19 protein-coding genes are annotated in these 12,735 nt (G+C 67.7%); 15 read left to right on the top strand and 4 right to left on the bottom strand.

Going from position 1 to position 12,735, the window contains the following annotated elements; genetic code table 11:
* Window positions 1–58 precede the first annotated feature (58 nt).
* Window positions 59–841, bottom strand: a complete 783-nt coding sequence (locus ACH34R_RS40365) for a GntR family transcriptional regulator (RefSeq protein WP_397566898.1) — start codon at window positions 839–841, stop codon at window positions 59–61.
* 9 nt (window positions 842–850) lie between these two features.
* Here ACH34R_RS40365 and ACH34R_RS40370 point away from each other — a divergent pair, with 9 nt between their 5' ends.
* Genes ACH34R_RS40370 through ACH34R_RS40385 form a run of 4 tightly spaced genes read left to right on the top strand, consistent with a single transcriptional unit; the run spans window position 851 to window position 2,205 of the window.
* Window positions 851–1,273 carry a hypothetical protein gene (locus tag ACH34R_RS40370; RefSeq protein WP_397566899.1) on the top strand — a complete coding sequence of 141 codons (423 nt, stop codon included), beginning with the start codon at window positions 851–853 and terminating at the stop codon, window positions 1,271–1,273.
* The gene (locus ACH34R_RS40375) at window positions 1,270–1,617 is read left to right on the top strand and encodes a hypothetical protein (RefSeq protein ID WP_397566900.1); all 348 of its coding nucleotides are present in this window, start codon (window positions 1,270–1,272) and stop codon (window positions 1,615–1,617) included. Before ACH34R_RS40370 ends, ACH34R_RS40375 begins: the two co-directional genes overlap by 4 nt.
* Window positions 1,604–1,930 (top strand): hypothetical protein, encoded by a 327-nt coding sequence (locus ACH34R_RS40380; protein ID WP_397566901.1) that lies wholly within the window; start codon window positions 1,604–1,606, stop codon window positions 1,928–1,930. The genes ACH34R_RS40375 and ACH34R_RS40380 overlap by 14 nt, the downstream gene beginning before the upstream one ends.
* Window positions 1,930–2,205: a hypothetical protein gene (locus ACH34R_RS40385; RefSeq protein WP_397566902.1), complete on the top strand. Its 276-nt coding sequence runs from the start codon at window positions 1,930–1,932 to the stop codon at window positions 2,203–2,205. Before ACH34R_RS40380 ends, ACH34R_RS40385 begins: the two co-directional genes overlap by 1 nt.
* A 187-nt stretch (window positions 2,206–2,392) precedes the next feature.
* Here the strand turns inward: ACH34R_RS40385 and ACH34R_RS40390 are convergent, their stop codons facing one another.
* From ACH34R_RS40390 to ACH34R_RS40400, 3 genes are read right to left on the bottom strand one after another with little or no spacing between them, the layout of a single operon-like run.
* Entirely contained in the window at window positions 2,393–2,728 is a 336-nt protein-coding gene (locus ACH34R_RS40390) for a hypothetical protein (RefSeq protein WP_397566903.1), read from the bottom strand.
* Window positions 2,729–2,738: 10 nt separating this feature from the next.
* Entirely contained in the window at window positions 2,739–3,287 is a 549-nt protein-coding gene (locus tag ACH34R_RS40395; RefSeq protein ID WP_397566904.1) for a hypothetical protein, read from the bottom strand.
* Window positions 3,284–3,616, bottom strand: a complete 333-nt coding sequence (locus ACH34R_RS40400) for a hypothetical protein (RefSeq protein WP_113982441.1) — start codon at window positions 3,614–3,616, stop codon at window positions 3,284–3,286. The genes ACH34R_RS40395 and ACH34R_RS40400 overlap by 4 nt, the downstream gene beginning before the upstream one ends.
* Before the next feature lie 170 nt (window positions 3,617–3,786).
* On the opposite strand from ACH34R_RS40400, the gene ACH34R_RS40405 reads away from it, so the two are divergent.
* The 11 genes from ACH34R_RS40405 to ACH34R_RS40455 all read left to right on the top strand — a co-directional run bounded on the left by ACH34R_RS40405 (window position 3,787) and on the right by ACH34R_RS40455 (window position 12,544).
* Window positions 3,787–3,966 carry a hypothetical protein gene (locus ACH34R_RS40405; RefSeq protein ID WP_397566905.1) on the top strand — a complete coding sequence of 60 codons (180 nt, stop codon included), beginning with the start codon at window positions 3,787–3,789 and terminating at the stop codon, window positions 3,964–3,966.
* Between the two features lie 97 nt (window positions 3,967–4,063).
* Window positions 4,064–4,396 carry a WhiB family transcriptional regulator gene (locus tag ACH34R_RS40410; protein ID WP_397566906.1) on the top strand — a complete coding sequence of 111 codons (333 nt, stop codon included), beginning with the start codon at window positions 4,064–4,066 and terminating at the stop codon, window positions 4,394–4,396.
* Window positions 4,396–4,647: a hypothetical protein gene (locus tag ACH34R_RS40415; RefSeq protein WP_397566907.1), complete on the top strand. Its 252-nt coding sequence runs from the start codon at window positions 4,396–4,398 to the stop codon at window positions 4,645–4,647. The genes ACH34R_RS40410 and ACH34R_RS40415 overlap by 1 nt, the downstream gene beginning before the upstream one ends.
* Window positions 4,644–5,561 (top strand): DUF2637 domain-containing protein, encoded by a 918-nt coding sequence (locus ACH34R_RS40420; protein ID WP_397566908.1) that lies wholly within the window; start codon window positions 4,644–4,646, stop codon window positions 5,559–5,561. The genes ACH34R_RS40415 and ACH34R_RS40420 overlap by 4 nt, the downstream gene beginning before the upstream one ends.
* On the top strand, window positions 5,561–5,839 hold the full coding sequence (locus tag ACH34R_RS40425) for a hypothetical protein (protein ID WP_397566909.1): 279 nt from the start codon (window positions 5,561–5,563) through the stop codon (window positions 5,837–5,839). Before ACH34R_RS40420 ends, ACH34R_RS40425 begins: the two co-directional genes overlap by 1 nt.
* A gap of 90 nt (window positions 5,840–5,929) precedes the next feature.
* On the top strand, window positions 5,930–8,074 hold the full coding sequence (locus tag ACH34R_RS40430; protein WP_397566910.1) for a cell division protein FtsK: 2,145 nt from the start codon (window positions 5,930–5,932) through the stop codon (window positions 8,072–8,074).
* A 140-nt stretch (window positions 8,075–8,214) separates the two neighbouring features.
* Window positions 8,215–8,439 carry a hypothetical protein gene (locus ACH34R_RS40435; RefSeq protein ID WP_397566911.1) on the top strand — a complete coding sequence of 75 codons (225 nt, stop codon included), beginning with the start codon at window positions 8,215–8,217 and terminating at the stop codon, window positions 8,437–8,439.
* Between the two features lie 11 nt (window positions 8,440–8,450).
* Window positions 8,451–9,347: a bifunctional DNA primase/polymerase gene (locus ACH34R_RS40440; protein WP_397566912.1), complete on the top strand. Its 897-nt coding sequence runs from the start codon at window positions 8,451–8,453 to the stop codon at window positions 9,345–9,347.
* Window positions 9,344–10,915 (top strand): YfjI family protein, encoded by a 1,572-nt coding sequence (locus ACH34R_RS40445; RefSeq protein ID WP_397566913.1) that lies wholly within the window; start codon window positions 9,344–9,346, stop codon window positions 10,913–10,915. The genes ACH34R_RS40440 and ACH34R_RS40445 overlap by 4 nt, the downstream gene beginning before the upstream one ends.
* 29 nt (window positions 10,916–10,944) lie before the next feature.
* Window positions 10,945–11,145 (top strand): helix-turn-helix transcriptional regulator, encoded by a 201-nt coding sequence (locus ACH34R_RS40450; RefSeq protein WP_397566914.1) that lies wholly within the window; start codon window positions 10,945–10,947, stop codon window positions 11,143–11,145.
* A 4-nt stretch (window positions 11,146–11,149) separates the two neighbouring features.
* Entirely contained in the window at window positions 11,150–12,544 is a 1,395-nt protein-coding gene (locus ACH34R_RS40455; RefSeq protein ID WP_397566915.1) for a tyrosine-type recombinase/integrase, read from the top strand.
* Window positions 12,545–12,735 lie beyond the last annotated feature (191 nt).

Below are 12,735 nucleotides of genomic sequence, written 5' to 3' on the forward strand. Positions count from 1 at the left end.
ATCAGAACACTGCGGTTCTGCGGCAATGCGGATATTGCGACACCGCTATCCCCTAGACTCACCGCTTTGCCGCAGTGCCCATCTTGCCGCTGTAGACGAGGGTGAAGCGATCGGCTGGCACCACAATGTCAGCTGACTCGACTGGGTGCTCGCCCGCATAGTACGTGCGCTGGATGGTCATCATGATGGACCCCGGCGGGCGCTTCAGACCGTCGCACTCCACCGCAGTACCAAGCCGCGAGCTGACCTCTTCGACCCAATCGTTGATCACGACACCGATGCTCAGCATCCGCTCGACCACGCCCCTGCCTGCAAGCATGCCGTCCTCGGGCAGCACGATCAGCGTGCCTCGCGTGGTGGCCAAAGGCTCCCAACTGGTTGAGAGCATCACCGGTTCTTCGTCGGCCGTGAAGACGTAGTGAGTCCTGACCACGTCTTCTGTCTCGCCTTCCGGTTCGGGCAGAGCCAGGCGGGTACGGATCTCTGGGGGTGCCTGGACTGTCTGGGAGTCGTAGGTCCAGCCGGCGGCGCGGCCCTGGCGTTCCATGTCCTGGCGGAAGGGTGAGCCGTACGGCGTTGCTCGGTACCAGGCGCGGATCAGGCGTTGTGGCTCGCGAGGTAGGCGGACGAAGGTGCCGGCTCCTGAGCGGGCGACGGCGAGACCTTCGGAGATGAGGACCTTCAGCGCTTCGGACGCGGTAGACCGCGCGATGCCGAGTTCGGAGGCGAGCCCTGGTACGGAGGGTAGGCGGTCACCCTCCTGTAGCTCGCCGGACGTGATCTTGGCGCGCAACTGGTCGGCCACTTGGAGGTACAAAGGCCGTTCATCGTCTCGATCCACGCGGGTAGCTTGACAGCCTTACCGGTAAGCTTCAAGCTTGTCGGTACGCAGCTTGACCTACCCGAGAAGGTTGGGGCGATGTATCGACAGTCCCTCCCACCCACCGAAGCCAGCATCGAAAGCGCCGGCGTCTGGGCACGCGGCATCGCCAAGGCCGAGGAGCCTGGCCTGGCCGCCGTGGCCGACCAGGTCACCCGAGGCTTACTGTCCGCGGCGCTCCGACGGACGCCGCCTGGTGGACGCATCCACGTCGAGATCGACATCACCGCCGATGGCTTTCGGATCGAAGTCCAGGACCCAGGGCTTCCCGACCCGACCGGCGGGATCGAGACGGCCGAGCTGTCGAGCGTCACGACCTCCTTCGGCGCTTCATGCGGTCCCGAGGGACACCGCACATGGGTACTCCTGCGCAGACAACGGATGGCGTCATGACCGCACGCGATGCAGACGACAACACCCCAGACGACGCCAGCCCGCAAGCGAACCCGAACGACGGATTCCCGCTGATCTCGCGCGCCTTCCGGGACGCGGTAAAGGCCGTGCGAGCGATTCCGGAACCGCGACGGGCCTTCGACAATGCGACCGATCTTGCTGAGGCGGTTCGCGGGATGGCGGACACTGCGGCTCAGGTTCGCGCCGAAGCCGCCGCACGCATTCACCGGGCGGAAGGGCTCTCGATCGGCAAGCTGGCCCTGCGCCTCGGAATCTCGAAGGCACGCGCCGAACAGCTACTCAGGATGGCGTGCAGAGCGAGGAACGACCATGCAGAAGAGTAGAGCGCGCATCCTTTACCCGGCCTCAGCAGCAGAGCAGCTTCAGCGTGCCCTCGCGCAACTCGATATCGCCGCCGATGTCCACGTAGGAGACCGCATCGCGCTCGTCTCCGTGTGGACCGACCTGGTCGTCTGGACCGACGGCGTCACTTACCTTTGGTGGACAGGAAAGATCTCCCCCAGGACACGGCGCTACGTCTACACGGGTTACCCGGTAACGCGCCTGGAAGCGGTCGCCCGTGCGGTGAAACAGCGGTATGACACCTTGCGCACCTACCGGCGTCCGTGGTCTGCGGATGGTGCGCAATGTGGTTGATGACGCGCAGTTGGAATCCGAACGATTTCCCGCCAAGTACCGACGAGCAGGTTCAGGCGGCCCGAGAGGCTGTCGCCCGAGTGCGAGCCGCGATAGCCATCGTGGTGACGCGCTCCTTTGGTGATCAGGCCCTGGACGTCGTCCACACCTGGGAACTGTCGCGCAAGGCGATGGACGACGCGGCCGAGCGTTACCAGATGCCGCCGATCTCAGATGAGGAATGGGAGATCGTCACAGACCGGCGCGGGGGCAGGGTCGATGGCCCTTCCTCGTAGGGGGAGGAAGGGAGGCACCTCCCCTGCCGCCGCGCCACTCACGACCCCCTAAGCTCCTCCCCCGCCTCAACGGCCATCGGCCGAGGTCACGCCCTTGCCCTTCGTATATCCGCCCCACACCCCCATACGGATATGCGCCCACGAGGTCGGCCCTGTCTCATGGTGTGAGGCGGGGGAGGTTCGTTCATCACATCTCTTCGGCACTGATGTCGGCCGACAGCGTGACAGTGACGCCGTCATAGTCCGACTTCGCCGCATGCATATGAATACTCTCAGAACGTTTAATGCCATCGGGCCATGGCTCTGCGCCAATGGCCGCCTGCCAGGCATAGAAGTCCTGCTGTCGCTGTATCGGATCGCTGGCAAAGCACTGCCCGACCAGCAATGGACCGGTACCCCCGTCACTGATCGTCCACGAAATAGGGGGCAACTCCTCGCGCCCCGTGCGCTCAAGAAGGTTTCCGAGAGCCCGGTACGCCTCCCGCTGGGCGCTCAGCCTCTCGTCAAATTCGTAGCCCATCATGATCCCCTCATTAAGGAATGCTCGCGTCAGGAAGCACGATCGGCGACTCACCATGCTTGTGGTCGTACATGCCGGCGAGTGCCGGACGGAACGCGGCGAGGTGCCCACGCCACACATCGCTCAACGCCTCACGCGCCGACGAATCCGTTTGAAGGAGGAACTGAAGGTGTCTCAGCCCGTGCATGAGGACATCGATGTATCGCGGAAACGGCGCTTCGGTGGCCTTCACCTCGATCGGTTTCCCGACCGCATCGGGGAGTTCTGGGCTGATCGGCGCGGCTTGCGGCCATCGGTCCAGTGCCAGTTCGTCAGAGTCGCCGACCACGGCCACATAGGTGAGGATCACCGCTGTGTCATCGGCCCGCCACGAAGTCGAGTGCAGTAGCTTCGCCTCCCCGGTGCGGTGCTCCCCCAGTAGCGCCTCAACCTCGCTGTGCGGGTCGCTGTCCTGGCGAATGGCGTCGGACCGCCACGCGTCCTGGCCGCTGATCAGCCATAGGCCGACACCGTCAGCAGCGACGGGCCAGACTTCAACGCGCACCTCGGTGTTGGGACTCACGTGGCTTCCTCCGGAACGGGATTTGCCTTCTCATCCGCCTTCTTGGCGGTATTGATGAGCTGTGCCGCACGTGCTTTCGAAATGCTGATGCGGTCGGCCAACCCGGAGAGCGACAGGCGTTCGCTCTTGAAAATGCGGGCAGCCGACTGCGCGCGCAGGTCACCCGATGCTTCGCTGAACCGCTGAAGCGTCTCGACCAGCTCGGTCGCCTCCGCGTACGCCCGGTCAGCGTCGGGATCGTTCTGGATGGCACTCACCGCGGACTCGAAAGCGCGCACAAGGCCGGCCAGCGCGGCGGCTACGCCCTCGTTCGCGTCCTGGTCCTGCATGCAGCCCAGGTTACGCGAACCGTCAAGGGGGGCCTAGACACGCCGCGCTCCCCCGCCGACTCCTCTGGGACACGCCGCCGTGTAGTCCCCCCTTGACGTTCGTACAGGGGGGGCTGTACGGTCTTTCGTGTAGGCCCCCCTGTACGACACTCGATCAGAGGAGACGCCCAATGATCCCCGTCACGAAGCCCCGCCGCCTGCTGCCCACGCTGTTCGTGCTCGTGACCGTGTTCTTCCTGCTCTCCGCCGTCAAGCAGCCCGAGCGGGCCGCTCAGGTCCTCCTCGGCCTCATGGACGGCATCGCGATGCTGATCGACGCCGTGAGCGGGTTCATCAATGCCCTTGCCTGACCCCAGAAAAGACATCGGAGCGGCCCCGATCCGCCAAGACACGAAGCCGCTCCGGTCTCCCTGCACCCATCACAGAGCAACAAGGAGTGCCACCATCATGGCAACCGATCCCATTCCCGTCTCTACCGGCAAGGTGATGCTTCACCCTGCCCTGCTCTCCCCCGGCCAGCGACGCAAGGCGTTCCGTGCCGACCTCCCCGCCGTGGGCGTCGAGTGCTGGATCGATCCCGAGTTGCACACCGGGCCTTGCCGTACCGAGTCCGCCGAGGAGCGCGCCGCACGTGAAGACGTGGCTCGCGACCTGTGCGGGTCCTGTCCCACACGCCGACTCTGCGCGGACTACGCACGCAGGGCATGCCCGGACTCGGGCGTGTGGGCGGGCATGACTCCTGACGAGATTCACCGCGTGCCCGAAGCGCAGGTGGCGTGATGAGCCGCGCCTTCCAGGACCCGGCCGGCGCCCGCTACGGCATCCCGACCTACCGGTGGCGGACGGCCCCGCCGTACCTGCTGACCCTACGGCAGCTCACCGCGCGGGGCCTGCGTCCGCGCGGCCGTCAGGCGCAGGCTCAGGTACTTCGGCGTACCCGTCGCCGCGGCGCTCACGGTGTGCGCGCCGTCTACCTGTACGACGCCCGGCTCGCACTGCCGAACCGTACCCGCCGGGAGCGCGCCGCATGAACGATCCCTCGACCACTCCAAAGCCGCTCAGCCAGGGCGAACGCACCACCGTCAACGTGACCGCCGCCGCGACCGCCGTCCTCGGTCTGCTCGGCTTCGTGATCAGCTTCGCCACGGTCGCGTCGGCCGCCGCGCCGTCCTTCGGCCGGCTGGCCTGGATCGTGCCGCTTGGCGTTGACCTCGGCATCGCCGTGTTCTCCGCGCTGGACATCGTGCTTGCCCGCCTCGGCATGCGCCTGCGCTGGCTCCGGCTGATCCCGTGGACCCTGACCGCCGCAACCGTTTACCTCAACATCGCCACCTACCTCAGCGCTCCCCTGGTCGATTGGTTCGCCGTGGTGTCACACGCGGTGCTGCCACTGCTGTGGGTCATGGCTGTAGAGGTCGGCGCGCACACCGTCCGCAAGCGCGCCGACCTCGCCAAAGCCGACCGTAGGGACGGCATCCGCCGTTCGCGCTGGCTGCTGGCTCCGCTGGCCACGTTCGCGCTGTGGCGGCGCATGGTGCTGTGGGAGATCCGCAGTTACCCGGCCGCGCTCGCCCGCGAACGTGACCGCATCCTGGCCAAGACCGACCTCCAGGACCGCTACGGACGTCTTTGGCGCGCCAAAGCCACCAGGCGCGAGCGCGCTCTGTACCGCCTCGGCGAACTGGTACCCGCGTCCGCGCGTGAAGTCGTACGATCCGCACCTCCCAAGCCGCCTGCCCCGAAGTACGGCAAGGCCACGCCGGACGTCACCGACCTGATTCCGGTGGGGCGTCGAGTCGCCGCCGACCTCAACGCCCGCGGCCTGCCGCTCACCCGTGATCGCCCCCGGGCAGCGGTCCGCCAGTCCGGCCGATCGATCTCGACCGACCGCGCTGGCGTACTCCTCGCACGACTGCGCGCCGAGAAGACAAGCGAGGCCGCCTGATGAGCCTGCGCATCGACGAAACGCTGATGACCTGCGACCGCTCCGGCCAGCAAGCCGTACGACGTGCGGACGGCCGCTGGACCGTGACCGGACACCCCGGACGGACCTTCGACCGCGACCAGGCCATCACCGCCCTCACCATCGGCGAAGTCCTCGCCATCGACCCGCCGCCCGGTGACCCGATCTGGCTGTTCGTTCCCGGCTGGCGGGCCGAACTCGGCGGACCGACCGCCACCACGCCAGCGGACCGACCGCACCGGACGGACCGCCGCACGTAGTTCACGGACGGGGCGCGGACCCCACTCGCCAAAGCCGGACCGCGCCCCGCCCACCCCGCGCAACGCCAACGCACACGAGGTGAACTCATCATGTCCGACCACCCCGACGACCGTACACAGCAGCCCGATCAGGACGCGGAGATCGTCCACCTGGACAAGTTCCGCGCCGGTCGCCACCCATACCCGCCCATCCGCGTTGACCTCCCCGGCCACGACGAACACGACTGGATCAGCGACCTGGAGGAGAAGACCAGGACGCGCCGCCCGATCGTGCCGCTGTGGCTGCGCTCCAGGGCTGAGGCTTTGGGCATTCTGCGGTGGGTCGCCGCGCACTACGCCTATGTGGCCGGCTACCAGGTGAGCCGCGCTCCGCTGTACGCGGGACGGCTGGCCGTACGCGCCCCGCGTGGCCTCGGCCGCCTGGTGGGCGGCTTCTTCCGGTGGACCTTCGACCTGGAAGGCGAGCCGGTACGGCTGGCCACCGTGCAGAAGGCCGATCCCGAGGCGTATCTGAAGCTGAGCAGGCAGCGAGATGCGCGGGTACGGCTGCGCGCGTTCGTCGCTGTGCTCATCCTGGTAACGCTGTTGATCGCGGCCATCTTCGTGGCTGCCGCCCCGACACCTGCCCAATGGGCGACACTGGCCTTTACGGTCGCCCTGCTCGGCCTGCTCGGGCGTCCGGCCGACCGGCCGCTGATCGACCGCGCGGTCATCCCCGCCTCGGTGGAGAAACTGACCAGTGATGTCGTGATCCGCGCGCTGGGCTCACTCGGCATCTCCGCGATCAACCAGGCCGTCGCCAAGAACCCGCGCAACCCGCTGGACTTCAAGGCCCCCATCACCAGGGACGGCCCCGGCTGGCGGGCAGATGTGGACCTGCCGTACGGCGTGACCGTCGCCGAGGTCATGGACCGGCGCGACAAGCTCGCCTCGGGCCTGCGCCGCCCGCTTGGCTGCGTGTGGCCGGAGACCGTACCCGAGGCGCACACCGGCCGCCTCATGCTGTGGGTCGGCGACCAGGACATGAACAAGGCCCGCCAGCCCGCATGGCCGCTACTCCGCTCCGGCCACGCCGACCTGTTCAAGCCCACCGCGTTCGCCACCGACCAGCGTGGCCGGTTCATCGGGCTGACGCTGATGTTCGTCTCCGTGATCATCGGCTCCATCCCGCGCATGGGCAAGACGTTCCTGCTCCGCCTGCTGGCGCTGATCGCCGCCCTGGACCCGCGTACCGAGCTGCACGCCTACGACCTGAAGGGCACCGGCGACCTGTCCGCGCTGGAATGCGTCGCCCACCGCTACCGCGCCGGAGACGACGACGAGGACATCGAGTACGCCATCACCGACATGCGCGCACTGCGCGAGGAACTGCGCCGCCGCGCCAAGGTGATCCGCAACCTGCCCAAGGACATCTGCCTCGAGTCGAAGGTCACGCCCGAGCTGGCCGGCAACAAAAGCCTCGGCCTGCATCCCATCGTGATCCCGGTGGATGAGTGCCAGGTCTGGTTCGAGCACGAACGGTACGGGGCCGAGTTCGAAGCCATCTGTACCGACCTGGTCAAGCGCGGCCCCGCACTGGGCATGGTGCTGATCCTGGCCACCCAGCGCCCGGACGCCAAGGCCCTGCCCACCGGCATCAGCGCCAACGCCGCCGTACGGCTCTGCCTAAAGGTGATGGGCCAACTCGAAAACGACATGGTGCTCGGCACCTCGGCCTACAAGAACGGCGTCCGCGCCACCATGTTCAGCTTCAACGACAAGGGCATCTGCTACTTCTCCGGTGAAGGCGAGAACCCGCGCATCGTGCGCTGCGTCTACCTCGACGCCCCGGCCGCCGAGAAGATCGCCCTGCGCGCCCGCGCCGTACGCGAGCGGGCCGGAACGCTGTCGGGTCACGCCCTCGGCGAGGACGTCACCACGACAAAGGCCACACCCGCCGACCTGCTCGCCGACATCGCCGCCGTAGCAACCGAACCCAAACTGTGGAACGAGGTCGTCATCGATCGCCTCGCCGAACTACGACCCGCGATCTACGGGCCATGGGCCGACTTGGAAGGCGCGGCCAAGACCGCGCAACTCACCAACGCCCTCAAGCCACACGGCGTCAAGACCGGCCAGGTCTGGGGCACCACCGCCGATGGCAAGGGCGCCAACCGCATCGGGATCACCCGCGACGACATCACCCAAGCCCTCACCCAACGTGACGACCGGAAGGGCACAGGCGCGGCCTCCTGACCATCCGTACGCCTCTAGACCTAGAGGCCACCCCCTCTAGGTCTAGAGGGTCCGCTAGACCCCTGAACCCCGCCCTGCCTGCGATCTAGCGCCTAGACACCGACCTGCGCCGACCCGCTGAAACGGCACTGGAGACCACTTTGGCGACCCTTCTTGCCCTACTAGGCATCTACCTACTGCTCGTCACGCTCGGTTACACCTTCATCTGCCTGGCATGCCCATGGCGCACCTGCCCGCGCTGCCGAACCCTCACCACCCACCGCCGCCGCATCTGCCGCGCCTGCTCCGGCACCGGCATGCGGCCCCGCCTCGGCTGGCGCATCTACACCTACCTGCGCCGCCTCCACGACGACGGCACCCGCTGAAAGGCCCGCTCATGACTGACCTCACGCAGTACGCCCTCGCCGCCGCCGCACGCGGCTGGCATGTCTTCCCGCTCACCCCGTACGGCAAGCGCCCGCTGCGCGGCTTCACCGACTGGGAACGCCACGCCACCACCGACCCCGCCCGCATTCGTGACATGTGGGCACGCGGCCCGTTCAACATCGGCATCGCCTGCGGCCCCTCCCGCCTGGTCGTACTCGACCTGGACACCCCCAAGCCCGGCCAGCACCCACCACCACCGTGGAATCAACCCGGCATCAACGACGGAGCCGACGTACTCGCCGCCCTCTGCGAACAGGCCGAAGAAGCGCTGCCGCTGGAAACCTTCACCGTCCGCACCCGCCGAGGCGGCACCCACCTCTACTTCACCGCCCCACCCGGCGCACGTCTCGGCAACACCGCCGGACGCCTCGGCTGGCTGATCGACACCCGCGCAAGCGGCGGCTACGTCGTCGCCCCCGGCAGCCACGTCCGAGCGCCTGACGGCACCGGCCACTACGACGTCATCCACACCGCCGCACCCGCCGTACTCCCCGACTGGCTCGCCGCACGGCTGACCCCGCCACCGCCTCAGCTGCCATCGGCCTGCGCCCCCGATCTGCTCGCGCTACTCGGCACCGAACGCGCCGCCGGCTACGCGCTGGCCGCGCTGCGCGGCGAGGTGGAACGCGTCCTGGCCGCCATGCCCGGCACCCGCAACGACACCCTCAACGCCGCCGCGTTCGCCCTCGGACAGCTCACCACCCCCGGATTCCTCCCGCGCCGGTTGGCCGAGCAGGCCCTACACGCCGCAGCCGAAGCCACCGGACTGACCACTCATGAAGCACAGGCCACCATCCGCTCCGGACTCGACTCCGGCCAGCGCCAACCCCGCCGGGAGGCAGCATGACCCTCACCAACGGGGCCACCCGGCAAGCAAGCGCGATCCTTGCCAGTCTCGGGGCCGCCGACCAGCTCGCCGACGCCCACCACCGGTGGGACACCCCGATCCCCCTCCGGCAGCGCGCCGAGCTGCCGCCCTTCCCCGCCCGCGCGTTCCCGGCATGGGTCGCCGACCACATGACCGCCGTAGCCGAGGAGACACAGACCCCGCTTGACCTTGCGGGCTGCGTCGGCCTGGCCGCCCTGTCCACTGCCGCCGGGGGCCGAGCAGTGGTCAACGTCCGAGGCTCATGGGTCGAACCAGTGAACCTCTACGTCCTGGTGGCCATGCCGCCAGGCTCGCGCAAATCCGCAGTATTCCGCGACATGACCGCACCACTCCGGACCGCTGAAAAGGCCCTGCTCGAACAGATCGGCCCGCAGATCACCGAGGCCGAAGTAGCCCGCCGTCTGGCCACCGACGCCGCCGAGAAGGCTGCCCGCGCCGCCAGCGCCGCGCACGGCGAAGCCGCCGCCGAAGCACTCGCCGAAGCCCAAAGCGCCGCCCTGGCCGTGAATGCGATCAAGGTTCCGGTCAAGCCCCGGCTCGTCGCCGACGACATCACACCCGAGTCCGCCGCCAGCTTGCTCGCCGAGCAAGGCGGACGGCTGGCCGTCCTGTCGGCCGAAGGCGGCATCTTCGCCACCCTCGCCGGACGCTACTCCGGCACGCCCAACCTTGATCTCTTCCTGAAGGGGCATGCCGGAGACACGCTGACCGTGGACCGGCGCGGCCGCACCGAACACGTCGATCACGCCGCGCTCACCCTCGGCCTGGCCGTGCAACCGGAGATCGTCGCCGACATCGCCGGCATGCCGGGCTTCCGCGGCAAAGGGCTGCTCGGACGCATCCTCTACAGCCTGCCCAAGTCCAACATCGGATACCGCCGCATCGACCCCGACCCCGTTCCGCCCCAGGTCGCCGCGCGCTATCAGCACAATCTGCAAAAACTCGTCATCGGCATGCACGAGTGGGAGGACCCCGCACGGCTGGCGCTGTCGCCCGAGGCCGCCGAGGTGTTCGCCGAGCAGCGCCGCCGTACCGAACCACGGCTACGACCCGAGTCCGGCGACCTGAGCCACATCGCCGACTGGGCGGGCAAGTTCGACGGCGCGGTTGCCCGCATGGCCGGACTGATCCACCTCGCCACCCACGTAGACGACGGCTGGCGACATCCGATCAGCGCCGACACCATGACCGCCGCCGTGGAGCTGGGTGGGTACTTCACCGCTCACGCGCTGGCCACCTTCGACGCGATGGGCGCAGACCCCGACATGGAGGGTGCGCGCACCGTCCATGCCTGGCTTGAACGCACCCGCCCGGCACGATTCACCGCCCGCGAGGCGTTCACCGCACTCCCCCGCAGCCGCTTCCGCAAGGTCACCGAACTGGAACCCGCCCTCGAAGTCCTCGAACAACTCGGCTGGATCCACCGCCAACCCGCCCCACCCCGCACCGGCCCCGGCCGCCGCCCCTCGCCCGCTTATCTGGTCCATCCACGCCTCTCCACCCGCGAGCACGGAGAGCGGAGGTGAGGCAGACGAGACCGAATGACATGCGACGCGTGCCCGATCGGCGCGGCGTGTGGATGAGCGTCCCCGACGTCCTCGGTGAACTCAATATCGCCCGCCGTACCTGGCAGCACTGGCGCGCCCTCGGCATAGCCCCTCGGTGCCACCGCCTTCCGAACGGCGAACTGCGCATCAAGCGCAGCGACTTCGACGACTGGCTCGACTCCCTGGCCGAAGAACGAAAGGCGAGCTGACCGGATGAAGAGTTACAACGTCCGCATCTGGAAGATCTCCACCAAGAAGACCGGCAACCGCCCTTACATGGTCCGCTGGGTCGTCGAAAGCAAGGTCTACACCGAGCACTACGCGACGTGGGAACTTGCCGACAGCGTTCGGTCCGAACTGAAGAAGGCGGCCCAACGAGGCGAGGCGTTCGACACCGAAACCGGCTTGCCCGAATCCAAGACCCGCACCAAGAACACGGTCACGTGGTACGCACACGCCTGCGAATACGTTGACGTCCGATGGTCCAAGGTTTCCGGCAGACAACGCGTATCCATCGCGGAAACCCTCGTGGTCGTGACCCCGGTCCTGGTCAAAGACCGGCGCGGTGCCCCTCAACCCGAGGTGCTGCGCAGCGCCCTCTACCGCTGGGCCTTCAACAAACGAAACAGGGACGCGGACAAGCCGAAGGAGATCGCCGAGGCGCTGGAATGGATCGCCAGGGCATCGATCCCTGTCGCCGAACTGGCCGAGTACGACCACATCACGACGGCGCTGGAAGCGTGCGCGACCAAGCTCGACGGCACTCCCGCCGCCGCCGGCTACTACAGCCGCCGCCGGAGGGTGCTCTACAACGTCCTGCGCTACGGGGCCGCCAAGAAACGGCTCACCAAAAACCCGATCAGCGCAGAACTCGACTGGAAAGCTCCGGAAGCCGAGATGTGCGAGGAAATCGACCCGTCCGTGGTGGCGTCACCCGCTCAGGTCCGGGATCTGCTCACCGCCGTGAGCTACGCCGGATGGCGACGCGGAGAACGACTCGTGGCCTTCTTCGCCTGCATGTACTACGCCATGATGCGTCCCAGCGAAGTCACGGCTTTGCGCGAGGAAGACTGCGATCTTCCGGCCGCAGGGTGGGGACGGCTGACACTGGGAGGCTCAGCATCCACCGTAGGAAGTGAGTGGACCGACAACGGCCAGGTTCACGAGGTGCGCGGATTGAAGGGGCGCCCCCGTAAGGCCAAGCGGATCATTCCGGTTCCCCCCGAACTGGTGGCCATTCTTCGCAATCACATCAGGCGGTTCGGCGTTGCGCGTGACGGGCGGCTGTTCCGCACGGAACGTGGTGGAACACTCCACAAGTCCGGCTACGTCCGTACGTGGAAGCTCGCCCGCGCATTCGCCCTCACACCACAGCAGGTGGGCACGCAGCTCGCCAAACGGCCTTACGATCTGCGGCATGCAGGAGTCTCCATGCGGCTCAACGCCGGAGTTCCCGCAACCCAGGTCGCCCAGTGGGCGGGGCACAGCGTCGAAGTCCTGCTGAAGATCTACGCCAAGTGCATCGACGGGCAAGACCACCTCTGGCGGGGCCTGATCGACGGCGCCCTCGGCGACTCGGCCGGACCGGACGGCGGCGAAGCCGTGTGACACCAGGTAGCCCAGCGGAGAGGGGCCAGCCGTACGGCTGGCCCCTCTCCGCGTTACGCGCGCCGCCAGGCCCGTGGAGATCGGTACGTGAGTGGTACGTGATCAAGGCATTCGGCTGCTCACGGTGGCACTCGGCCGCACACTCCAGAAACGCGAATGGCCTGCGTTTCCCCAGGCCAGCGCACGTTCCC

Origin of the sequence: Spongiactinospora sp. 9N601, assembly GCF_044326295.1 — a bacterium.
Taxonomy (GTDB): Bacteria; Actinomycetota; Actinomycetes; order Streptosporangiales; family Streptosporangiaceae; genus Spongiactinospora; species Spongiactinospora gelatinilytica.

What these genes read in the sequence shown, in the direction of transcription:
- ACH34R_RS40430 (WP_397566910.1), top strand. Translation starts at nt 5,930, where the DNA reads ATGTCCGACCACCCCGACGACCGTACACAGCAGCCCGATCAGGACGCG.
- ACH34R_RS40400 (WP_113982441.1), bottom strand. Translation starts at nt 3,616, where the DNA reads ATGCAGGACCAGGACGCGAACGAGGGCGTAGCCGCCGCGCTGGCCGGC.
- ACH34R_RS40390 (WP_397566903.1), bottom strand. Translation starts at nt 2,728, where the DNA reads ATGATGGGCTACGAATTTGACGAGAGGCTGAGCGCCCAGCGGGAGGCG.
- ACH34R_RS40425 (WP_397566909.1), top strand. Translation starts at nt 5,561, where the DNA reads ATGAGCCTGCGCATCGACGAAACGCTGATGACCTGCGACCGCTCCGGC.
- ACH34R_RS40415 (WP_397566907.1), top strand. Translation starts at nt 4,396, where the DNA reads ATGAGCCGCGCCTTCCAGGACCCGGCCGGCGCCCGCTACGGCATCCCG.
- ACH34R_RS40380 (WP_397566901.1), top strand. Translation starts at nt 1,604, where the DNA reads ATGCAGAAGAGTAGAGCGCGCATCCTTTACCCGGCCTCAGCAGCAGAG.
- ACH34R_RS40405 (WP_397566905.1), top strand. Translation starts at nt 3,787, where the DNA reads ATGATCCCCGTCACGAAGCCCCGCCGCCTGCTGCCCACGCTGTTCGTG.
- ACH34R_RS40410 (WP_397566906.1), top strand. Translation starts at nt 4,064, where the DNA reads ATGGCAACCGATCCCATTCCCGTCTCTACCGGCAAGGTGATGCTTCAC.
- ACH34R_RS40440 (WP_397566912.1), top strand. Translation starts at nt 8,451, where the DNA reads ATGACTGACCTCACGCAGTACGCCCTCGCCGCCGCCGCACGCGGCTGG.
- ACH34R_RS40375 (WP_397566900.1), top strand. Translation starts at nt 1,270, where the DNA reads ATGACCGCACGCGATGCAGACGACAACACCCCAGACGACGCCAGCCCG.
- ACH34R_RS40420 (WP_397566908.1), top strand. Translation starts at nt 4,644, where the DNA reads ATGAACGATCCCTCGACCACTCCAAAGCCGCTCAGCCAGGGCGAACGC.
- ACH34R_RS40385 (WP_397566902.1), top strand. Translation starts at nt 1,930, where the DNA reads ATGACGCGCAGTTGGAATCCGAACGATTTCCCGCCAAGTACCGACGAG.
- ACH34R_RS40455 (WP_397566915.1), top strand. Translation starts at nt 11,150, where the DNA reads ATGAAGAGTTACAACGTCCGCATCTGGAAGATCTCCACCAAGAAGACC.
- ACH34R_RS40445 (WP_397566913.1), top strand. Translation starts at nt 9,344, where the DNA reads ATGACCCTCACCAACGGGGCCACCCGGCAAGCAAGCGCGATCCTTGCC.